At 46.3% G+C, this 22,971-nt stretch carries 20 protein-coding genes and 1 pseudogene; 17 read left to right on the top strand and 4 right to left on the bottom strand.

Annotation, left to right across the window (positions count from 1 at the left end; genetic code table 11):
* Positions 1–630 precede the first annotated feature (630 nt).
* Positions 631–1,656, top strand: coding sequence for an Npun_R2821/Npun_R2822 family protein (locus tag H6F93_RS22335; RefSeq protein ID WP_190685521.1), 1,026 nt, complete (start codon positions 631–633; stop codon positions 1,654–1,656).
* 143 nt (positions 1,657–1,799) lie between these two features.
* Here H6F93_RS22335 and H6F93_RS22330 read toward each other — a convergent pair whose 3' ends face one another.
* On the bottom strand, positions 1,800–2,273 hold the full coding sequence (locus tag H6F93_RS22330) for a TspO/MBR family protein (protein ID WP_190642092.1): 474 nt from the start codon (positions 2,271–2,273) through the stop codon (positions 1,800–1,802).
* Positions 2,274–2,497: 224 nt separating this feature from the next.
* Complete coding sequence (gene cynS, locus H6F93_RS22325; protein WP_190685518.1) at positions 2,498–2,947, bottom strand: cyanase; 450 nt, start codon at positions 2,945–2,947, stop codon at positions 2,498–2,500.
* 976 nt (positions 2,948–3,923) lie between these two features.
* Between cynS and H6F93_RS22320 the strand changes: the two genes are divergently transcribed.
* From H6F93_RS22320 to H6F93_RS22310, 3 genes are all read left to right on the top strand, one after another.
* Complete coding sequence (locus tag H6F93_RS22320) at positions 3,924–7,829, top strand: NACHT domain-containing protein (protein ID WP_199313906.1); 3,906 nt, start codon at positions 3,924–3,926, stop codon at positions 7,827–7,829.
* A 33-nt stretch (positions 7,830–7,862) separates the two neighbouring features.
* Positions 7,863–8,105, top strand: coding sequence for a hypothetical protein (locus H6F93_RS22315; protein WP_190685512.1), 243 nt, complete (start codon positions 7,863–7,865; stop codon positions 8,103–8,105).
* Between the two features lie 117 nt (positions 8,106–8,222).
* Positions 8,223–8,510, top strand: coding sequence for a PIN domain-containing protein (locus H6F93_RS22310; protein WP_242043566.1), 288 nt, complete (start codon positions 8,223–8,225; stop codon positions 8,508–8,510).
* A gap of 183 nt (positions 8,511–8,693) precedes the next feature.
* Here the strand turns inward: H6F93_RS22310 and H6F93_RS22305 are convergent, their stop codons facing one another.
* Both H6F93_RS22305 and H6F93_RS22300 read right to left on the bottom strand, forming a co-directional pair.
* On the bottom strand, positions 8,694–8,891 hold the full coding sequence (locus tag H6F93_RS22305) for a hypothetical protein (RefSeq protein ID WP_190685509.1): 198 nt from the start codon (positions 8,889–8,891) through the stop codon (positions 8,694–8,696).
* A gap of 486 nt (positions 8,892–9,377) precedes the next feature.
* Positions 9,378–9,737, bottom strand: a pseudogene (locus H6F93_RS22300) (transposase); the annotation flags it as partial.
* A 377-nt stretch (positions 9,738–10,114) separates the two neighbouring features.
* Here H6F93_RS22300 and H6F93_RS22295 point away from each other — a divergent pair.
* The 13 genes from H6F93_RS22295 to H6F93_RS22235 all read left to right on the top strand — a co-directional run bounded on the left by H6F93_RS22295 (position 10,115) and on the right by H6F93_RS22235 (position 22,599).
* Complete coding sequence (locus tag H6F93_RS22295) at positions 10,115–10,792, top strand: glutathione S-transferase family protein (RefSeq protein ID WP_190685506.1); 678 nt, start codon at positions 10,115–10,117, stop codon at positions 10,790–10,792.
* 324 nt (positions 10,793–11,116) lie between these two features.
* Positions 11,117–11,665 (top strand): DUF2867 domain-containing protein, encoded by a 549-nt coding sequence (locus H6F93_RS22290; RefSeq protein WP_190685504.1) that lies wholly within the window; start codon positions 11,117–11,119, stop codon positions 11,663–11,665.
* A 240-nt stretch (positions 11,666–11,905) separates the two neighbouring features.
* On the top strand, positions 11,906–12,160 hold the full coding sequence (locus H6F93_RS22285; RefSeq protein WP_190642085.1) for an SWEET family sugar transporter: 255 nt from the start codon (positions 11,906–11,908) through the stop codon (positions 12,158–12,160).
* Between the two features lie 12 nt (positions 12,161–12,172).
* A complete protein-coding gene (gene mug, locus H6F93_RS22280) occupies positions 12,173–12,718 on the top strand; it encodes a G/U mismatch-specific DNA glycosylase (protein ID WP_190685501.1) in 546 nt (181 codons plus the stop codon).
* A gap of 140 nt (positions 12,719–12,858) precedes the next feature.
* Positions 12,859–13,710, top strand: coding sequence for a helix-turn-helix domain-containing protein (locus H6F93_RS22275; protein WP_190685498.1), 852 nt, complete (start codon positions 12,859–12,861; stop codon positions 13,708–13,710).
* A 229-nt stretch (positions 13,711–13,939) separates the two neighbouring features.
* Positions 13,940–15,040, top strand: coding sequence for a DUF2382 domain-containing protein (locus H6F93_RS22270; RefSeq protein ID WP_190685495.1), 1,101 nt, complete (start codon positions 13,940–13,942; stop codon positions 15,038–15,040).
* Between the two features lie 68 nt (positions 15,041–15,108).
* Entirely contained in the window at positions 15,109–15,513 is a 405-nt protein-coding gene (locus H6F93_RS22265) for a hypothetical protein (protein ID WP_190642081.1), read from the top strand.
* Between the two features lie 42 nt (positions 15,514–15,555).
* Positions 15,556–16,614: a SpoIID/LytB domain-containing protein gene (locus tag H6F93_RS22260; protein WP_190685490.1), complete on the top strand. Its 1,059-nt coding sequence runs from the start codon at positions 15,556–15,558 to the stop codon at positions 16,612–16,614.
* 166 nt (positions 16,615–16,780) lie between these two features.
* Positions 16,781–17,194 carry a CO2 hydration-associated protein CupS gene (gene cupS, locus H6F93_RS22255; protein WP_524537995.1) on the top strand — a complete coding sequence of 138 codons (414 nt, stop codon included), beginning with the start codon at positions 16,781–16,783 and terminating at the stop codon, positions 17,192–17,194.
* Between the two features lie 149 nt (positions 17,195–17,343).
* On the top strand, positions 17,344–18,441 hold the full coding sequence (locus H6F93_RS22250; RefSeq protein ID WP_190685487.1) for a fatty acid desaturase family protein: 1,098 nt from the start codon (positions 17,344–17,346) through the stop codon (positions 18,439–18,441).
* 109 nt (positions 18,442–18,550) lie between these two features.
* Entirely contained in the window at positions 18,551–18,790 is a 240-nt protein-coding gene (locus tag H6F93_RS22245) for a DUF3134 family protein (RefSeq protein ID WP_190642077.1), read from the top strand.
* 329 nt (positions 18,791–19,119) lie between these two features.
* A complete protein-coding gene (locus H6F93_RS22240; RefSeq protein WP_190685484.1) occupies positions 19,120–20,208 on the top strand; it encodes a choice-of-anchor A family protein in 1,089 nt (362 codons plus the stop codon).
* Positions 20,209–20,331: 123 nt separating this feature from the next.
* Entirely contained in the window at positions 20,332–22,599 is a 2,268-nt protein-coding gene (locus H6F93_RS22235) for a Tex family protein (protein WP_190685481.1), read from the top strand.
* The last annotated feature ends 372 nt before the right edge of the window (positions 22,600–22,971 follow it).

Here is a 22,971-nt window from a genome sequence, read left to right as displayed (position 1 = left end):
GTTAGCTTCTCGTTGTCTTACTCTTTCAGCCATGCCAGACACCATTCGTGGACACACACTTTTTCATTGGTGGAAGGAGGAATAAATTAGTGTCACTCTACCATCCGGATTCCGTATCAGTCGTTGCAGGGTTCGGATGAAGTTTCCTTTAAAAAATCAAAACGCGGGTGGCTTAAATTCAAGCTTTTGGACTGTTTACCTATAAAACTTCTGTCAGTACGGACGCTAAGTGTTAAAGATTACATGAATTCATGTCTCTTATCTTCTTCCTTCCTCTACGTACTGCTACTGTATATCCATTAAAAATTAGTGTTGCTGTTCAGTTCTTTGCTAAGCCCTCCGTGTAACATTTCACCTGGCTGAACGTGTTGCGGTGGAAGTTTTGATATCCTTCCGCTGGATGGAGGTACAAAATGGCGCGCTTTCCCACGTAAGTGGGTGCAAAATGCACGGAACCAGTCTTTTGAGTTCCGATGCTTTAAGTCATGCGATGCCAAAGATAGCAGTAAACCCCTCTTAAGTCCTTTTGCTGAGGAGAAGTGCTGTTCTCGGTAAAGCCTCTCTCAGCCTCATGTCGAGACTACTCCCTCCTTTGCCCCCTAATCAAAGCCCACTCAGGAGTCTACCACTATGGAACCCTTCGGTATCTATACCTTATCGAGCGATGTCGTTTACGACCAGGTTGTAGCTTTACTAAACAGCATTAAGGTGAATGCTGGTGCTGACATTCCCGTCTGTATCATCCCTTACAATGAGATGCCGAAACGAGTGGGATTAGAGGTCAGCTCTAGACGTAACGTTACTTTCTTTGACGATTGGGATGCAATCCGTCGATGGGAAGACTTTGCTGAAGAAGTTTGGGCTGCTCATCCTAGGGCTAAACAGACTCACTTGCCGCTACCAGGATGGTACCGAAGCCATGTTCAGAGACGCTTTGCAGCATTTGATGGTCCGTTTGAGAAATTTGTTTTCTTTGATGCAGATACGTTGGTCATGAAGCCGCTTGACGATATCATCGAGAAGCTCAATTTCTACGATTTTGTGTTCAATGACTGGGAGCATTTGAAGCCTGAAGCCATTGCCGCATTAAATCTCTCCACAATTGAGAAGACGGGGCTGTATTCACGCAATGACGTGCGCTCTAAACTACACTGTGGTAGTTTCTTTGGCTCCAAGCGCGGCATTTTTAACCCTGAGGAACTGATGGCCTTAAAGAAGCGGTTGATTGACGATCGCGAAGTTGAATGGATTAACGGCAAGGGCTGGTGGGACGACGCATTTTTGTTTAGCTATCTCAGTCTACGCAGCGATCGCCCCCTATTCAATTTCACCCTCAGCCCCAACGGTCAGGAACGCACTGGCAACTGCGCCAATGCTGATCCATTCGTCAACGTTGATAATGTGCTGTATAACCAGCAGGGAATGAAGCCGATTTTGCGGATTCATTATATGAGCTATTCGTCTAAAGATTTCACTCGGTTGAGCCAGGGCGAAGATGTTGAGATTCCCCATCGGGATGTGTTTTTGCACTACCGCTTTCTTAGAGAGCCGCAAAATAAACCAGAGCACCTCCTACCTGCTAATCTGATTACTAAAACTCAGCGGATGACTCAACGAGTTGTCCACAAAGTTAAAAAAAGCCTCGTAGCTAATTGATACTGTGTCTATACGAGGTTACCTGTATTAGCGCTACTGATCTATCTAATGAACCTAATGAACAAGAAAGGACGTTTCACGAAACGCCCTTTCTTGTTCTAATACCGATTCCTGATACCGATTCAAACAAATTTCGGGGCAACTCAAGCGGCGTTGGGGTTCAAATCAATCATTCTGCGCGTAGCATAGGTGCCAACGGGACTCCAGATCACATAGGGAAGTAAGAGTAAGGCTGCATTGGGAGTAATAGACCAGACAAACAGCGCTAATCCGCTTCCTAGAATAAAGCCAGTACCACCCAGAACCGTACCGATGCTCAAGCTGCGGAACTGGAGAGTAGCAGGAATATAGGCAACGGTAACGATTTCAACTAGAAGGTAGATCCCCATTAGCAGCCAGGTTTTGAAGCTGCCTGGTTCTTGCTGCCAAACTAAAATCGCTGACCCTGCACCACAGGCAAAAATCACCATCCATATTAATGGAATGGCAGGTTCAAAAAACAGCCATTTGGGTCGCTCTAGACGAGCCGCCCAAGGAATATCACGCGGTTTGATAAATGCTGCAAATAGAGCAACGATTAGGGTGACTCCGCCAATCACCATCCAGGGTTTCAACATAACTTTAAGGAAAAACTCGTTTACTGATTGTGTTAAGCGTAGTAACCAGTGAAGGCGATCGCCTCTTCCATCAGCAGCATTCTAAAAAAAGAACAAAAAAGGCAGTAGGCATTCCCTACTACCCTTACCTGATTATGGCTTTCAAAGAGGTGTAGAGCGACCTCGCAACCTGAGTACTGCCCTACACTGCAACTAACTGCTTGTGTTTACTATCTTTTGGCTGTTTACCACTTTTTATAGGGGAGGAACTTACCATTCATGATCACTTTGACGCGATCGCCCTTGGGATCTTCTTCTTTCTCAATATCTAGGGTGAAGTCGATCGCACTCATGATACCGTCTCCAAACTTCTCGTGAATCACCTCTTTCATTGGCATTCCATACACCTGCATGATTTCGTAAAACCGATAAATCAGCGGATCGGTAGGGACGATTGGACCCAATCCTTTCACCGGATAAGAGGACAGTTCTGCGGCATCATCTGGACCAAGTCCCAACGCACTGACAATTTTGCTGGCTTCCTCTTCAGAAGCGCTAGCCTGACGATAAAACACAGAGGCGATCCAGACTTCATCCCGTCCAACGAGCTTTTCTAGCTCAGCAAATGTGACTCCCGTTGCTTCTTTTGCAGCCAACAGCTTTTTGGTGATTTCTAAGGTTTCTGTTACTGGCATGGGAAAACTCCTTTATTTCGATACGACGGGTTTGCGAATGCGAGATTCAACGCTTCTTTCGTCTCAACCTGAGTCAAGGTATTTGCTAGATTTGGCGCTTGAGGCTTATAAGTCCCCATCTTGATCAGGTCATCAATCAAATCCATTGGCTTCTGAAGCAGACTCTCAAAAACTGTCAGTGATCCTGGGGAAAGCGCTCGCCGCCACAGAGACACAAGGCAGTACCAGATCAAGCTTTTGTCGAAACTGCCATGGGATAAGACTCTGAAAAACCTTGCAAGTAGGTTATCAAGCTCGGTTTGACCTGACATCAGAGTTTTTTTCGAGAAAATAGGACTTTCTTTAGATTTGGAACTTGGTGAACGTTGAAGAAGTTTGAAACGCAGAATCAAACGGAGGAGGATTTATCGAGCCAAGGACTGCATTCATAAGCTCCACTTAAGTGGACTTTAAGTCAGCATAAGCAGTCATGGAGTCAAAACTTGCGTTTATCAAGTCAGAACTTCCATTCATAAACTCCACTTAAGTGGACATCAAGTCAACATAAGCATTTATGGAGTCTAGACTTGCGTTTATCAAATCCGGCCTTTTATTCATGAACTCTATTCAAGCGTTCATCAAGTCAGTACAAGCATTCATGGAGTCCGGACTTGCATTCATCAGATTAAACTTTCCATTTGCAAGTGCGATTACAGAATTTTTCAACTCCTCCAATGTTAGAAGTATCTGTTGGGATGCACTCCTTAGAGGAGACTTAGCTAACCTACCTATTGAGTCAGCAGGTAAGGAAATTAAATCTTTTAGACGAGGTTATCCTTGAGAAGGAGTTTAAGCCTCATCGCTGTTTAACATGTCGAGAAAGGACTATAGCTGGAAACGGTTTTGGTGCCCTCGGTCAGGTAGTATCAATCTGGTTGATAGCGGTTATGTGTGTGATCCGGACACAGAATGGGGTAGGGCACATAACTCAGATTTGGTGAGTTTAGAGGCGATCGCTGAAATCCCATGCTTGGTTTTATTAGGGGAACCAGGTATCGGTAAGTCTCAGGAACTAGAGAACCTCAAAGCCCTTACAGAGGAGAAGATTTGCGATTCCAGTCAAATCTTAGATTTGAATCTACGCTCCTGTGCCAATTTAAAGGAGGATCTGTTTAAAGATGAAACCTTTACTGATTGGTTAGGGGATAGTTATCGTCTCTATTTGTTCCTGGATAGCCTTGATGAAGGGCTTTTGAGCATCCCGACTCTCGCAGCAGGCTTAGTTGATGAGCTTAAGAAACCAAAGTATCAGAATCATATCAGTCGTCTTCATCTCCGTTTATCATGTCGAACGTTTGTATTCCCAGCAATTTTAGAGGAGGGGCTCAAGGATCTTTGGAAAGAAGCTAACTTTGCAATTTATGAACTAGCCCCGCTTCGCCGTATAGACGTTATTGAAGCCGCGAAAGCTGAAGGTTTTTCTTCTGATGATTTCCTAAAGGAAATTGACCAGAAGGATGTTGTACCGTTGGCGATTAAACCAATCACTCTAAAGTTTCTGCTAAATACATACCGTCAACATAACAGTCAGTTCCCTACCAATGAAAAGCGTTGTGAACTCTTTCTTAAGGGATGCAAGCTTCTCTGTGAGGAAGCAAATAAAAGCCGTCAGGCTTCAGGTCAATTAGGTAATCTCGATAGTGAGCAACGTTTGATCGTGGCAGCTCGAATTGCTGCCAACACAGTTCTTGTCAATCGTTTATCTATATGGACTGATGTTGATCATGGAGATGTACCAGATGAGGATGTTCTTCTCCAAACACTTTGTTTTGGCTACGAGAAAGCAAATGAAAGGGAATTTGAGGTTACAAGGGAATCAATTAAAGAAGTTTTAGATACTGGTCTGTTCTCATCCCGTGGATTACATCGAATGGGATGGACACATCAAACCCATGCTGAATTTCTAGCTGCCTGGTACTTAACACAGCACGAAATATCTTTAGAGCAGATAACGAAATTAATCTTTTCATCTGACGATCCAGATCACAAGCTAATCCCTCAACTTCATGAAGCCGCTGCATGGCTAGCCAGTATGAGAGCAGATGTTCTTCAGGAGATCATCAAAACCGATCCAGATGTTCTTTTACAAACTGATGTGCCGACCGATGCAGAGATTAGAGCATCAATTATAGATAACTTATTGACACAGTACGAGGAAGGGAAACTATTTGATAGAGGTAGAAATAACTATCGTCATTACGCAAAGCTCAAGTATCCTGGGTTAGTTGAGCAATTACGCCCTTATATCTGTGATTCTAGCAAGCAGATTGATGCACGAGATCTGGCAATCGATATTGCTGAAGTTTGTGAAGTCTCTGAGCTTCAGGATGAGTTAGCGAAACTTGCTCTTGATTCAACACAGTCAATCTACTTGAGAGTGAGCGCTGCCAAAGCAATTTGTTTAGTTGGTGATGCAACTACAAGATTGAAGCTAAAATCTCTTGCGATTAAACAATTGCCAGAGGATGAAGACGACCGACTGAAAGGATATGCTTTGAAAGCACTTTGGTCGGATCATTTAACAGCAGAAGAGTTATTCAACGCTCTTACGCGACCTAAAAAAAGGAATTTTTTTGGCTCATACCGAGTATTTATCGATTTTGAGTTGATATCAAAACTTCGATCAGTTGATTTGGTAGTTGCCCTCAGTTGGCTTGCTTTGCAAGGTATTAGATGCTTTGGAAACCCATTTGAAAAGCTTGGGGATGCTATTCTCCTCAAAGCATGGGAAAACTTTGATTTACCTGGAGTAGCAGAAAGTTTCACTCAAGTAGCTCTAATTCAATGGAGAGAGCATCAGAGAACTATTACTCGTGATAGTAAGCTGCAAAAGCAATTTGCTTCATCGCTTTTGCACGATAACGAGAAACGATATATCCTAGTCGAGAAAGCTGTTTTGACTATCACAGGAACAGGGGAAGATCCATTCTTTCTATTAAGCTCCCTAACGGAAAGTATTTTAGGTTCAGAAGATGTTTTTTGGATGCTTGAAAGACTGCAAAACTCTAATTGTGAAAAGGTTCAGAAAAATTGGGCTCAACTAATTCAATGGAGTTTCAACCAACAGGATGTAAAGCAGATAGATGCAGTTCTTGTAGCCACTCAAACTAATGGCGTTTTGCAAGAAATCCTTGCCCCAAACTTTGCACCTATTGAACTGGATTCGGCTCAAGCAGAAGAACAAAGAGCTAATCACCTCAAAAGGCAAGAAATGCAAGACCGAAGGCAAAATATTCCTTTGTTAGATCCCCTACCAAAAGAAATAGTTCTCCAGCTTTTAGAGAAGTTAGAAGCTGGAGATTTGTCTGCTTGGTGGCAGCTTAATATGGAAATGGCTCTCGAACCTGAGAGCCAGTACTATGACAATGAGTTTGAATTAGATCTCACTCAACTTTCTGGATGGCAAGAGGCAGACGAAGCTACTCAAAGAAGAATTATTGAAGGTGCGAAGAAGTATGTTCAGAAACAAGATGATGTAGATTATGGCTGGATAGGGACGAACACTTTCAATCGACCTGCTCTAGCAGGCTGTAGAGCTTTACAGCTAATTCTGACAGAAAGCACAGATTTTTTAGAAAATCTTCCACCTGAAATATGGCAAAGATGGGCACCTGTCATTGTTGCTGCTCCCAGTAGTAATCAACATGAAGATTCTTATTTGGAACTAGTTAAGTACGCTTACCTAAATGCTCCTGAAGAATTTATCAAGACGCTAATAGCACTGATTAATAAAGAGAACCAGGAACATGACTATCTATTCGTAATTGATCGCCTTGATAAGTGTTGGAATGAGCAGTTGAAGTTGACTTTGTTGGAAAAGGCTAAAGATCCATCACTTAAACCCAAATGCACTGGGCAACTGCTGGAAGAACTCCTAAAACAAGGATTAGCTGAAGCTGGAAATTTTGCCAGATCTTTGATTACCTTGCCACTACCATTAGATGAGAATAAGCGCGAAAAAGCTCTAATTGCTGCTAGAGTACTGATTGAAAATTCAGAATCATCGAGTTGGTCATTTATCTGGGCACTCATCCAGCAAGATTTATTGTTTGGACGTGAAGTTCTTGAATTAGTTGCCTATCGTTACTCGCACGGAATTCAGCTAAATTTGGCTGAAGCACAATTGGCTGACTTATATATTTGGCTAGTGCATGAATATCCTTACGATGAAGATCCTGACCATAGCAATGAGGTGATGGCTTACTCTGTAACAGCTAGAGACGGTATCGCAAGGCTAAGAGATAGTGTTTTATCACAATTGAAAGAACGAGGGACTCTACAAGCGTGTGTTGAAATTAAACGTCTCATTCAAGAACTGCCAGATATTACTTGGCTTAGAAAGACTTTAATTGATACTAAAGCCAATATGCGGCGTGAAACATGGCAATCACCTAAACCAATTCAGATTCCTCAACCTATAAGTGGTCGTAGAAACAATCAAAATACACACATTGAGACAGGAGTTCTAATTATGCAGGGATCAAATAATCCGAATCTCAACTTTGGTGGTTCTGTAGGCGCAGTTAATGTTAATAGTACTGTTCATGGGGATCAAATTGGCACGCAACACAACTACGCCTCAGACCAAAATTTGGTAGAAGCTTTTGATGAGATTCAGCAGATTTTCAATCGTCTTACTCAGGCTTATCCAACTTCAACTGCATCCGAGCAGCAAATTGTTGTGGCAAAAGCAGTAAAGGAGGTAAAACAAAACCCAACTTTGATGAAGCGTGTGAAAGTTGGCGGACAAGCATTTCTCTTTGAAGCACTGCAACAGGCTTCAGACCAGTGGTGGGTTAGCCCATTTGTGAAAGCGATCGAAGCTGGGATTAAGGGTGAGTGAGTCATTATATCTGGTAATCAATGGAGAAATCTAATGCAAATCATGATCGACTTACCGCCAGATCTTGAGCAAGACTTGATCCGTCAAGCAGCCCAATCTAACGTTCCACTTCAAACCTTGATTTTGCAAGCTCTACGCCAGTTAATTCACTCAAAATCTGATTCTACGTCCCAGTGGTTGGAGGTTATTCTGTCCTACAAAGGAAGCCCTGACTTTCCTGCATTTGAGTCCTACCGGGATGAACTTCTTCCGCCCCGTGAAGCGGAGTTATTTTGATGCGTTATCTGCTCGATACTTGCGTCATCAGCGACTTCCATCAAAGCTGAAGCTGGAACTACAGCCAGACTCAAACAAACTCCACCTGCTGGCATTGCCATTTCAGCTGTCACAGTCATGGAACTACGCTATGGATTGGCACTAAATCCGCAACGCGCTCAGAAGGTTCACCCTGCGATCGCCAGCATCCTATCTTCTGTAACCATTCTGCCGTTCGGCACTGTAGAAGCTGAACAAACTGCTCAAATTCGTGCTGCTCTCAAAGCTCAAGGACAACCAATTGGTGCTTACGATGTCTTGATTGCAGCTACCGCGCTTCAACATAACTTGACTATGGTTACAGCAAACCAACGGGAGTTTGAGCGGATTCCCAGTTTACAGATCGAAAATTGGCGACAATCCTAAATGAGTGGTTGATACTAATCACAGACTAATTACCGTCTATGCCGAATGGGTCAGTGCGATCGCCACTGGTAGAGAGTACGTTATGTAGCAGTCTTGAACAGGTTGTGAGCAGCGCACTGCAAAAGAGCGCGTTTCTCACAACCTATTTGGCTCTCCTAACCGCTGGATGCACCCCCAAACCTATCACTCTAACACCGTCATAAACTTACCTCGCGCAAACGGGGCTGGCACAATTGGCGTAAAGTGAATGCGATCGCTGACAATTTGCTTGACGTAAAACTCGTTGATCGTATGCGTTACCTGCTCTCGTGTACCAATGATCCAAATCTGCACTTTTTCGGCAGGCGGAACGGGCAGCAGTTCGTTGAACTCTGTAGTCATACTATTTGCCTCACTGTTGTGTGTAGAGAAGAACAGCTTAAGGCGTGGTTTCCCAACCACTCGTTTTGCTTCAGCAAGGCAATTGATCTTAAAATCAACACAGCTTAGCCTCCTGCTACATCCAGGAGTTAGGTTAGCTGGTTAGCGAGTGTGCCACCACTCCTAATCAGCGTTATCCTCACCTTAAGCTTTGTCCACTGGAAAACCAGTGTTTCATAGGATAAAGGAAAGAGCGATCGGACACAAGCGTATGAAGAGAATTGTGGGCGATCGATGAGAATGGGAGCGTGAGAAGCAAAACGCTTTACCCATCCAGTGGACTTCGCGCCCCACGTCCACCCCGATTCAATATAGTTTCTACAGGGGTATTAGGCTGAAAAAATCTATCTAATTTCCCGATCTTCCAAATGGTGTGATTTCTTCACGCTATTTTCTCTAGGAGGCTATTGGGTTGGAAAAAATCTATCTAATAATATCGTTATAGCGTTACGGAATCACGTTAGGGCAGTTTTTGAAAGCAGCATCAACACAATCCCGAAAGTTATCAAACTCATCCCATCGCTGTCGCGTCCAATTCTTCAGTGCAAACCACCAATGCTCAATCTCATTTAAGTCTGGAGAATAGGGCGGTAGATACCAAATCTCACAGCCAGCTTGAGCTACGATCTCCTCAATGGCTTGACCATGATGAAAACTGGCATTGTCAATCACAATCACATCTCCTGGCTGCAATTGCGGCACTAGGCATTGCTCTAGCCACAGCTCAAACAAGTCTCGGTTACAAGAATCTGCAAACGTCATTGGGGCAAACAAACGTCCCTCCTTCAATCCAGCAATCCAACTGACGCTTGCCATCTATAACCATTCACCCAATGTCCAGTACCGCCGTTCATCTTCCTGGTTTCATCGTTTTTCTCACCCCTCGCTGAACCCAGGGTTGATCTGCGGAACCTCTAAAAAGCTGATATGGGGGTATTACACAGCAATTGGCGGCTGAGGTAGTGGCGGACAGCCCCGTATAACAATTTGCTTGGAGCGGACTGCCAAAAGATCTTGGCACATTGCAAAGGTTATCGACGGCCGCTCAAGCAAACCGTTAGGCTCACAGTTGGCTATCGGTGAAAAATTCTGTGGGTTGTCGATTTTGTGTTGTGCCATTCGACTAACGGGAGCAATCACATAATCCATGAAGGAGCAGCAAAATGCGCAATTGGAGTTCTCGGATGGTCCCGACCATCCCGACCATCCCGACCATCACCGCCTTTGAACAGTCGCCCGATCGCGGACAGGGACTGGCGCGTGACATGCCTGTGCGCTGGGCGCTCGAGGAAGTGGGTCAGCCTTATGACGTTCGTCTTGTTGCATCTAGTGCGATGAAGGAAGCTACACATCGTGCGCTTCATCCTTTCGGGCAAATACCGACCTATGAAGAAGGCGATCTCGCCTTGTTCAAGTCGGGGGCGATCGTGTTTCATATCGCGGAGCACCATGCGGGACTGCTGCCGAACGATGCGAACGCCCGGGCACGCGCGATCACATGGATGTTTGCCGCGCTCTCCACGGTCGAGCCTGTTATCGTTCAACGCACAATCTCTATGTATTTGGAGCATGACAAGTCCTGGCACGAGGAGCGCCTGCTGATCGTCGAGGATCGCATCCGCAGCCGACTGGACGACCTCTCCGCTCGGCTCGGCAATGGCGAATGGCTCGATAGGGCGTTTAGTGCTGGCGATCTGCTGATGGTGCAGGTGCTGCGCAGGCTAAGCAGATCGGGTATTCTGGACGACTATCCGAACCTTATAGCCTATGTCGCCCGTGGCGAAGCGCGGCCGGCCTTTAAACGTGCTTTCGACGCTCAGTTGGCGGTTTTCACTGGCAAGTCGGCCAGCCAGTTGGAATGAGCAGCCTAACACTCCCGTTGCCACCGACCGTATAGAGCTTCTGCATTAAGTCCGAAAGGTTATCTGCGGCGGGTGAACGGGAACGTTATGCCGCAAGTCTTGGGTGGGCACGTAGCTGAGGCGTTGCTGAAATGAGAGATGAACGGATTTATGGAACCTTAGTAACGCTAGGCTTTCGGAAATCGGTTCATCCCAGGAATCAGCAACACCGTAGTTGAGACGCTATCTGTTGATGTTCAAAGTTAACTTGCTTTGAATTCATGGTTGGGGTGGTAATCTGAGGAGTATCGTTGAAGCAATCTTCCAGGTTGAAGAGGCGAACAAATGGAAAAAATCGTTGTCCAAAAAATCGATGTTCCGAGTACCAGTCTAGCAATGCGATCGTTGCCACGCCTCGATTTTGCTGATGCGTTTAAATGTCAGCTTCTAGAAGATCAGTCTCAAAACATAGATTCAGTGACACGAGCAATCTTCTTGACAATGCCGCAGTGGGTCGCGCAGTTATTGGAACTCCGCAATGTCATTGTTCGCCCGTTTGGTTTAAAGACATCGATTGATGCAGTTCCATCCAGTAGTCAAGACGAACTTCAACCAGGAACAGCCGTTGGCGCATTTGAGATACTTGATCGTAGGCAGAACGAAGAGATTATGCTCGGTGAAGATGATAAGCATCTAGATTACCGAGTTTCGATCCAATTAAAGCGTGAGGAGAAAAAATGCTGGGTTGTTGTTTCAACTGTAGTCAAGTTCAATAACTGGTTGGGTCGAGCTTATTTTCTTCCGGTTAGACCAGTGCATAAGATCATTGTTCCAGCCATGATGAGATATGGATTGGAGCGTTCAATAAGTGATGCATCAGGCGAAACAGCATAACAACCCGCCTGCACCCAGCCGTTGAAAAGTTATCGGCAAGTATTTGAGGTGATTACATTGAAAATAGACGGGGCGATCGCCCCTCAAAATCTCTCCATTTTACGCCACTACGGACGATACTAAAATTGTTGCACGTCAAGTATGAGGATTTTTCGGACGAAGGAATTTAAGGGCGATCGCCAGCGACAAAGAACGGTTTTCCATGTACCCTAAAGCTGTTGCGCTACCGCTGGCTGGCTTATGGACTTTACTTTTCTTTTGGGATTGTTGGCAGGTTTGCTAACCACTACAGCCTTCGTCCCGCAGGTGCTAAGAACCTGGCGTACTAAGTCAGCTAATGATTTATCCACAGGTATGTTTGTTGTGTTTTGCAGTGGTGTAACCCTGTGGCTGATCTACGGCATTCTTACCCGTGACTTCCCTGTAATCATCGCAAATGCAGTCACGTTGATGCTGGCATTAACCATCTTGGCGATGAAATTTAAGTATCGGTAAACTTACATTCGCATGACTTCTTACAAACCGACGAAAGCTGAAATTCAGGCAGCGGTTGGCAAAACGGTTCCAGATATCATCGCACCTGAGCTGCGAGTGTTGTTTTGCGGTATTAATCCCAGTCTCTACAGCGCAGTGGTTCAACATCATTTTGCGCGTCCGGGCAACCGATTTTGGAAAACGCTGTACGCCGCAGGATTTACCGATCGCCTGCTCCACCCATCCGAAGATCAACAGCTTCTCACTTTTGGCTACGGACTCACTAATATTGTCGATCGAGCAACCGCTAGAGCAGACGAACTTGACGCTGAAGAACTGGTGATAGGACATCAACAGTTAGCCACCAAAGTGATGCGCGATCGCCCCAAATGTCTTGCCATTCTGGGAATTAGCGCCTATCGCACTGCGTTCAAACGGCCCAAAGCTACTCTAGGACGACAGCCTGAGATACTCCACGACACTTTGATTTGGGTTTTGCCAAACCCCAGTGGGTTGAATGCTCACTATCAGCTTAATGATCTGAAGCAGGTGTACCAAGAATTGAAGGACACAATTTGAAGGACACAATTTGAAGACAGCATTGCATGAATCATTTTTTGAAGCATGAATGGTAGAACGGTTCCATTGCGCTACGATTCACGCAGAAGACCCACGCAGCAGATCGATGTAGGTCGTCCCGTCATTCCATTAGGAATTCTATGGTTCAACATTTGACCGCTGCCAATCCTGATCAAAAGCACTCATTCGGCATACTGCTGAAACAGTGGCGCAACCAGCGGGGTTTCAGTCAGCTTGATTTGGCAGTGACCAGTCAAGTTTCTCAACGCCACATTAGTTTCCTTGAGTCGGGACGGGCTAAACCCAGCCGAGAAATGGTGCTGCAACTGGCAACTGTTCTAGAGATTCCGCTCAGGCAGCAAAACTTGATGCTGACGGCAGCAGGATTTACTCCAATTCACGCTGAGACAGATTTGGCGGCTCCTGAGATGGCGTCGGTGCGTAAGGCGATCGATTTTATGTTGCGGCAGCAGGAACCCTACCCGGCACTCGTAGTCGATCGCTACTGGCATCTGCTTTTAGCCAATGATGCTGCAACCCGGCTACTGACGACTTTCATTGGGCTAGATCGACTGCAAGCTCACTTTTGCACAGACGGAAAGATCAATCTGATGCGGGCTGTCTTTCATCCCCAAGGGCTACGTCCGTTTATTGTCAACTGGGAAGAATTTTCAGAGCATTTGCTGCAACGGCTGCACCGTGAAGCGATGGCAGAAGTTGAACATGAACAGTCTATGTCTACCCTGCTGCTGCACGAACTGATGAGTTATCCAGGTGTCCCTGAAATTTGGCATACCACAAACCACACCGCACAAAATACGCTACTTCTGACTATCCACCTTAAGCGAGATGCGCTGGAGCTGCAGTTTTTCTCAACGATCGCCACTTTAGGGACACCCTATGACATCACGCTTCAAGAACTGCGGATTGAATGTATGTTTCCAGCGGATGAAATTAGCGAGCGCACCTGGAAGCAAATCAGTCCGGTATAAATCATTCTCCAGCCTTGCCCAGGGCGGTTCAGCGAAAATTTTCTGGTGAAAAAATTTTGACAATTAAAACGGATTTGGTACAACGCCAGAATTTTTGACAATATAGATTTTATATAGCAGTTCTAAATCAGCTGTAAGACGAGCCGAGTGCGCCTCTCACCACCCATTCAGCCAGTCCACTCAGTTAGGATTGTTATATAGATTTCATCACACCTACTGGAATTGCAAGATGAACGACCTAAAATCTGTCAAAAAAGCTGCATCTACAGTGTCAAACGCTCGTCATGCCAAAGCTTTGGTTGACAGGTTAAGGGGAAAAGTGAATAACTTTGCGGTGCTTGACGCGCAAGGTGGGTTGATTGGCGAAGTCCAAGATTTAGTGCTAGACCCTTCGGGGGATGAAGGAAATTTTAACCTGGCGGTCATTCACCCCACGCCTACCGGAAATCGCACGCTGTTGATTCATAGTGGTTTGCTGCGAAAGATTGATATTCCAAACCGCACTTTCTTCACCAAGCTGAGCGAGGCAGAAGTTGAGCATTTGCCTGAGCATCAATCGCTTGATACCTCCGAGAGCCGAGAGCTAGCAGAACTAACTTCTGGCGAAAGGTCGCAAGAGCTAAGTCTGGTCGGTGGTTCCAAGCGAGAGGTTGAATCTTCTGGCGAATTTGATCCCTTTCCGCCCGAAGGACTTCAAGGCGCTTTAGAAACGACGCCTCCGGCGACTGATGCTCTGTCGGACACCACTTCGTCTACGACTGAGCCATCGCAGGTGATCGAAGAAGTCGTGCGAACCCTCGAAGAGAAGCTAGTCCTCAATCGCGGCAAACGCAAAGCGGGTGAGGTGATTGTGCGTAAAGAAGTTGAAACGCGCATGGTCGAGGTGCCGGTGCGCTACGAGAAGCTAATCATAGAGCAGATTGGGACAGATGTCGGCGCAGAAACTCGCCAGCTTGCGGCGATTGACCTGGGCAAAGGGGAAGTGATTGGAGTTGAGTTTGCTGATGCTTCAGATTCAACCTATCTACCTAGAGTTAAGGGCGAATTTGCCACTCCTGCGGCTGCCAGCCATGTCCTAGATATGATCGCTAAGACTTTGCACCACCGCTGCAAGCAGGTCAATATTGAAATCTTGCTGGGCGGCTGGGATGTGCAAAAAACTTACCACGAGTTTCCCAGTCCGCGTCTAGCCGGACAGATGTTGGAGGCGATCGCCAAAGCCCTTCCCCACCGCTGCAATCAGGTCAACGTCGAGCTTTTAGTCGAAAACTCCCAGATCCAGCGCACCTACCAGGAATGGTTTGAGCAATTCCGGTCGCAGGATTCGTAACCTGGCAAGACCCATGACCCCTGATCAAATATGCAAGGATGTAGAAAGTGCTGCTTTAATCTCTACCCATGTCTTCAGTTGATCCAGCTTTGGCTCCTTTACTGCAACGCTTGCGCCAGTTACGGACTGCATTAATCCGCCTGCACAAGGCTCTGCTAGATTCTGAACGGATTGTCTATGAGCAGTTTCACGGACGCATTCAGACGAATGGCGAGTTTTTTCAATTGGTAATTGGGCACGAATGGTTTAGCTGGCTGCGCCCTATTTCTCAGTTTATTGCTCACCTGGATGAGACGCTGAGCGGTAAGGAGCCAGTCACCCTAGAGCAGGCAAACCAGCTTTTGGAGCAGGCGCGATCGCTGATTCAGCCTGCTTCAGAAAATGCATTGAAAAAGCGCTACTATCACGCTATTCAGCGTGACCCTAACATTGCCCTGATGCACGCAGAAGTGGCAAATTTGCTGGTTGCTTAGCTCATCGAGTAGTTTAGTGAGGAGCATTTGAACTGCTTGAAGATGAATTGGCAGCAAACCATTAAACGGCTCAAACCTTATACCTGGGTCATGCTGCCGCTGCTGGGAGTGGTAGCGGTTGGAGTGGTTTTGGCTAGGCAACTGCTGTTATCTGGTGCAGTGCCTGCTGGGGCTAACTTGACTTACCCAATAGAACGGGACGCGACAAAGCTGGCTGCTGCATCTATTCCCTCCCCGGATGCCACACCTGCAACCCAGGCTTCCCCTACACCCTCGCCAACGCCATCGGCTGCGGCTCCTACCCTAACCCCAGAGCAGGAGGAATTGAACCGCCGCAACACCGAAGAGTTTTTGTCTTCTTTACCGTCGGTCGATTCGCTGATTGAAATGCGGGTGGCGATCGCTACAGGGATTCCTTCTGCTGCCATTCGCACGTCCACAGACGCAGTTGTGTTTGACGAAAATGGGGAGCAACTGCAAACGCTCTCTGCTGAGACAACCTACACGGCTCAGCCCAGTGGCAATTCAGTTCAGCTAAACTCCGCCCAACTGCCCTCTGTGGTGATGATCGATCCGTCGCCTCAAGGATTGTTTTATTTGGGCGATCGCGGCTATCGTGGGCGATTGTTGTTGATTGCGGAGGGGGGAAATCTTTGGGCAGTCAACTTTGTGGACATGAGAAGCTACCTCTACAGCGTTGTAGGTAGTGAAGTATCACCCAGTTGGAATGTGGAGGCGCTCAAGGCACAGGCGATCGCCGCTCGTTCCTATGGGTTGACCTATCACTTTAAACCTGTCCATTCTGCCTATGATATAGGTTCAACCGAGCGCTATCAGGTCTATCGAGGCATTGAACGAGAGGCAGATACAATTCGTCAGGCGGTCGATGCAACCGCTGGAGAGTTTGTTAGCTACGAAGGCGGCATTGTTGAGTCGCTGTATGCTGCCTCAGATGCGATCGTGATGGAAGCTTTTCAAGGACGCGGAATGAGTCAGCTAGGAGCGCTAGATTTAGCAAATCAAGGATATAACTACCAGCAAATCTTGAGTAATTACTATCCTGGAACTGAAGTGGGTCGAATCAAACAAGAGTTTGAATAAAACTGAAAGATAGTACAGCATTGTAATGTTTTTAGGAATGGTAGGTGAGGTACTGAGCGCCCCACCTACTATTTCTATGCAGGAAGTACCAAGTGAAAAAGCAACAAGCGATACTTTCTTTTTGGAAAGTAGTCTACACTAGTCAGCAGACAAGCAAAAAAACTAGGTGATTTCGTTGGCTAACATTGTTGATACTGCCGCTAATGCTGGTTCTTTCAGCACCCTAGTTACTGCAATTAAAGCTGCCAATCTGGTAGATACTTTGAAAGGCGCTGGTCCTTTTACTGTTTTTGCACCTACTGATGAAGCGTTCGCTAAACTCCCTGATGGGACGGTAGATGCACTGCTTAAGGACATCCCAAAACTCAAGCAAATTCTGACTTATCACGTTGTTTCAGGCAAAGTGATGGCATCTGATGTAGTTAAGCTAAAATCAGCAACTACTGTTGAAGGTTCAGATGTAAAAATCGATGCTACAAATGGCAGTGTTAAGGTAAATGATGCCACAGTTGCAACTCCTGATGTTGCAGCAGATAACGGCGTGATTCACATCATTGACACCGTATTATTGCCTGCTTAATTGCTTGGTTGAATAATACTTTTTAGATGCGGGGTAACAGTTATTGATAGCTGTTGCCCCGCATCTGTTGAGAGATAGCGTTTGAAGATTGTTCGATACATCTCTCAATTACACCCCAACTGTTAACTCTAAAATTATTAAGCAAATCTATGAAGTCAGTTGATGAGCAACTGTTAATTCCTCAAGCCGATTACATCAAATTGTTGCGTCCATTGCTTCCGGTCGAAGCATTTGAGCCTGATCTAAATAAGCTCGTCATCCTTCTGCTTAATCTGATCATTTTAGGATTAGGCTGGGCGATCGCAACCTACTTAAATCAGTGGCAAACCAGCCTTTTATGGCTTTATTTACCCCTGACGCTCATTATGGGCAACAGCATCATTGTTTTATTGTTCAGCTCTCATGCGTTGATGCACGGCAGCGTTATTAAAAATTCTCGTCTAATTCATTGGATCAGTTTGTTGGGTTTAGCTATGTGGTGGATGCCTCCCACACTCTGGAAAGCAGTTCATAATCGAGAACATCATGGTAAGACGAATTCTTTAGCTGATCCGGATCGCAATTATTTATCCAAGCAGTCCAACACTTGGGGAAAGTGGATTCAGAATCAATTTGTCCCCTCTTCCGAGGTAAATCCTATTTGTTTAGCCATTGGCATGGCTACAGCTTGGGGAATTCATGGCTTTCGCAATCTCACTTCTGTACTGTTGTTTAATCGCAAAGATGTTGACTATGTTCCCGCTGCTTTTACAGTTAGCGCTAGGGAGCGTTGGGCGATCGCCCAGGAATTTCTGCTAATTTTCATGCTTCACTTCAGTATCATGGCTTATCTAAACTTTGAGCCAATCAAACTGGTGTTGAGCTATTTCCTGCCGATCGGAATTGGCTATGCCGGAGCTATGTTCTACATTTTTACAAATCACATGCTGTGTCAAATGACAAGCATCAACGATCCGTTAATTAATAGTGTCTCTCTGAAAGTCCCTAAGCTATTGGATGTGCTTCACCTAAATTTCTCTTATCACACGGAACACCATATCTTTCCAGGGATAAATTGTGATTATTATCCTGTTGTTCAAAAATTACTGCAGCTCCATTATCCCGAACGGTTGAATTTATTAGAGGCAGGGGAAGTTTGGCGTTTACTGATGCAAACTCCTCGACACCATCAAAACGACACCACTTTTACAGATTGGTCAGGGAAAAAGTTTGTGTCTTGTCCTCTTAGTCAACCCATGGAGGATTAGCGAGCTCAATGAAAAACTGCGTTGTGAAGCTGCAAGATGTATAAACTTTTACCAGGCTCTGTTTCTGTGTTAGAGTAGTTAATACAAATAGCTAATTAGGTGAGCAAAGATGTCCACGCCACGTAATCCTGCTCTCCGTCAAGAACTTTTGAGCCAAAAGCCACTTGTCATTCCTCCTAGAGAGAATGAATCAATGTTCGAATGGTTAGAAAGCACTGGGCGATTTAAGCCTTATGAGACGGCTGAAGAGATCCCCTATAAGCCAGTAGAAGAGTTGGAGGAGATTATGGATGCCCCTCTCTATGGTGTAGATAAGGAAGATGATGATGATTGGGGTGGAGAGGACTAATTACTCCTTTTCCAGTAAAAGATCAGGGATGTGCTCCCGCGACGGGGGGGCGCATCCCTGATCTTTAATTGAGAAGGGAATAATCTCAAACACTACATCGCTAAATATAGTAAAAATTGCAGCTTCAAAACGATTTGCTTTGAGGCTGCAATTTTTCTTTTTTCTCCTGAATTCCGCTCCACCAGTTGATTAGAGAAAATTTGTTCTCTTGCTAACAAAGCTAAGACCTCTGGTAAAGAGACGGTAAGCTCTGATACAAACGCCCTGTAATGTCCGCAGTTGTCCGATGAGAGTTACAGAAGTTGCACCACTTATTGGAACTCTCGACTATGAGTCATACACTGATTCGCTTTGGGCAATTGGCAGCGACCCTTCCAATTGTTGCTTTTAGCGTTGGTTATGCAACGCAGGCAGGCGCGGTTAGCCTCGGACCCGCTGCAGAGTACAACGTTTTTGTATTGGGAGACTATAATCAGACCGGCACAGATACCGAAGGAAAATTAGCTGTCGGTGGTGATGCCAGCTTTACGGATGGCTTTGCCGTCGGAATGCTGCTAAGGGGTGAGGGCAATGGAGAGGTCATGGTTGTTAGGGGAGACACGACCCTCAGCAATGGTAAAGTTTACGGAGATGCCACGTTTGGTGGAAATCAGGCGATCGCCTCTAACGTTGGCTTTGAAATATTAGATACCAACAATCAGGTAATTCGGCAGGGCAATATCACCCAAGGGCAACCCATTGACTTTGCTGCCGCCGGACAGCACCTCCGCACGCTATCTGCCTCTCTCCACGCCCAATCACAGGCTGTCCCCACAACCAAAGAAGTGAGAGAAGAATGGGGCAACCGTTTCACCACCATCATTGGAAACAATACCAAAACATTCTTTGAGCAATATGGCACTAGCCTGTTGGCAACAATGGAAGGTTCTGACTCTAAGCTGAATATTTTCAATATCTCCGCTGATGAGTTGGCAAATACGAAATACTTCAACATCCTGGCTCCTGAAGACTCTACTGTTCTAATCAACGTCACTGGCGAAGTTGTTTCTATGTCAGGGTTTGGCTTCTTCTTTAATGGGGAAGACTGCAACAACAGCAATGTTCACATGGGGTGTCGAGGCAAAGCCCAAAACGTCTTGTTCAACTTCTCTGAGGCAAAGTCGCTTGACCTAAACAGCATCAGCATCATGGGCAGCGTCTTAGCTCCTAACGCCGCTGTGAAATTCAACAATGGTCACATCAACGGCAACCTGATTGCAGGCTCTCTGTCAGGCAACGGTCAGTCCAACCTGCACCTGTTCAAAGGTGATCGTCCCGAAAGTCTTGATACTGAATCGGTTCCAGAACCCGGAACGGTAGCGGGAATTATCTTGTCGCTAGCTGCTTTCGGCGCATCTCGTCGTAAAAAAGCTGAGTGATAGAAGTTGGGGTTTGGGGGCTCCTCGTTACAAGGTAGAACCTGGAAACGAGGTTTAAAGTCCCCAATCCCTAATCCCGCTATCATAGGGTCTATCCTAGATCAGGCTCTCTAGATAGACTCGATGCTGAACATTCCTCAACTGCTGGCAAACGAACTCTCGCTCAAACCGCTTCAGATTCAAAATGCCCTAGAGCTTTTTGGCGAAGGCGCAACGGTGCCGTTTATTGCCCGTTACCGCAAAGAGCGCACAGGCGAAATGGACGAAACACAATTGCGTAACCTGTTCGATCGCTACACCTACTTGACAGAGTTAGAAGAGCGCAAGCAGAGCATTCTGGAGTCGATCGCCCAGCAGGACAAACTCACCGACGAGCTGCGCACCAAAATAGAGGCGTGTCTGCAAAAAAATGAATTAGAAGATTTATATCTGCCCTATCGTCCCAAACGTCGCACCAGAGCAGCGATCGCTCGTGAGAAAGGGCTGGAACCACTCGCAACGTGGCTTAAATCGCTGAATCATCCCAAGGCAGAAGGGCGATCGCTGGAAGAGGAAGCCGCCAAATACATTTCTGCCGAGAAGGGAGTAGCAACGGCTGAGGCTGCCCTGAGTGGTGCGTCAGACATCCTGGCAGAAGAGGTAGCAGATACCGCAAAACACCGCGCCTATTTGCGTGAATACCTGATGGAATCCAGCGTATTGACCTCGCGCATCAAGCCAGACCATGCAGAAGGATCGACCAAGTTTGAGATGTATCGCAACTATCAAACGAAGGTTAAAACGGTTGCACCCCATAACCTGTTAGCGCTCTATCGGGGTGAGGCAGAAGGCATTTTGGAAGTAGCGCTGGGGTTTGACCAAGATGCAGTGCTGTCTTATCTAGAATCTGAGGAAATCCGCACGAAAGTGAAACTGGTGCGTGACTTTTATCGGGCAATGGTGCAGGACGCTTTCGATCGGCTGATGAAAAACTCATTGATTACTGAAGTTCGCACTGCCAAGAAGCAAGCCGCTGATGTGGAGTCAATCAAAACCTTTGAGGCAAACCTGCGGGAACTGTTGTTAGCTGCTCCTGCCGGAATGAAACCTACTTTGGCGATCGACCCCGGTTTTCGCACGGGCTGCAAAGTGGTCGCGCTGGATCAAACGGGTCAATTTTTAAAGTATCAAACGATCTTTCCCCACCATTCGGCTGAGCAGCGCAAACAGGCAGCCCGAACGCTCGCAGACCTGATTCAGACTTATCACATTGAACTGGTGGCGATCGGCAATGGTACGGCTGGACGGGAAACCGATGAGTTTGTCAAAGAAGTACTGCAAACGCTAGAACGCAAGCCCATTTCGGTAATCGTGAATGAGGCGGGCGCGTCGGTGTATTCAGCCAGTGAGGTAGCGATCGCCGAATTTCCTGATCAAGATATCACCGTTCGCGGCTCCGTTAGCATTGGTCGTCGTCTCCAAGATCCACTTGCAGAACTGGTGAAGATTGACCCTAAATCGATTGGCGTGGGGCAATATCAGCACGACGTTGACCAGAAACTGTTGAAAAAGAAACTGGACGAAACCGTTGAAAGCTGTGTGAACTACGTTGGCGTAGATCTGAACACCGCCTCAAAGGAATTACTCACGTTTGTGTCGGGTATTTCTGCTGCCGTCGCCAACAACATCGTCACCTATCGTAATCAAAACGGCGCATTCCGTAATCGTCGCCAACTGTTGAAAGTACCCAAATTGGGACCAAAAGCGTTTGAACAGGCGGCTGGTTTTTTACGCATTCGAGAGGGCGAAAATTCGTTGGACAACACAGCGGTTCACCCAGAAAGCTATCGCGTAGTTGAGCAAATTGCGGCTGATTTAAATCAACCGCTGCAAAACATCACTGAAATTGCCGCTCGGTTAAAGCAGATTGACCTGAAGAAATATGTGACAGAGGCGATCGGTGAACCAACCCTGCGCGACATTCTAGCGGAATTGGAGAAGCCTGGACGTGATCCCCGTGCCGAGTTCAAATATGCCACGTTTAAGGAAGGGATAAAGGAAATCTCTGATTTAAAGGAGGGCATGGAGCTAGAAGGTGTAGTCACCAACGTGGCTAACTTTGGTGCCTTTGTTGACGTTGGTGTCCATCAGGACGGGTTAGTGCATGTGTCGCAGTTGGCAGACCGATTCATTAGCGATCCCAAACAGGTGGTCAAAGTCGGGCAGGTGGTGACGGTACGCGTTTTAGAAGTGAATGAACAGCTTAAACGAATTAGTCTGTCCATGCGTTCTGCCGATAAGCCTGCTCCTGCTCAAAATCGTCCCCAAAAAGGAAAATCTCAACCGTCAGCTTCGCAGCCTTCAGCTCCCACTTTAGAAGATCTGAAAGCGAAGTTTGGCAAACGAAAGTAGGGTGTTGCTGACTCAGACCAGCCATTTAGTAGCGGAACACGCTTAAAACGTTGGGTTCCGCTTTGCTCCACTCAACCTACTTCAAGAGTTTTGTAGGATGGGTGAAGCAGAGCAGAACCCATGCTGTTAAAGAAACTGAGCTGGAAGATCCGATACTAAATCCGTCTGTAGAGTAGCAGTACCGGGAGGGGCGAAGCATTCGGCAAAAGAATTGTGCCTTAGTGGCAGGAATCATGACCGAATGCTTCGCCCTTACACCCAATAGTGATTCTTTACGAAATGGATTCCGTATGAGTCCTGAAACTAACGCAGTAAATTAGCTTAAATGCGTCAGTAGAGGAATTTATCGCTGTAGCTATACAAGGGGAGACT

The organism is Leptolyngbya sp. FACHB-671 (assembly GCF_014695745.1).
In the GTDB taxonomy this organism is placed as follows: domain Bacteria; phylum Cyanobacteriota; class Cyanobacteriia; order Elainellales; family Elainellaceae; genus JAAUTN01.
Note: the sequence above shows the minus strand (reverse complement) of the source record. Positions and strands in the feature narration are given on the sequence as shown.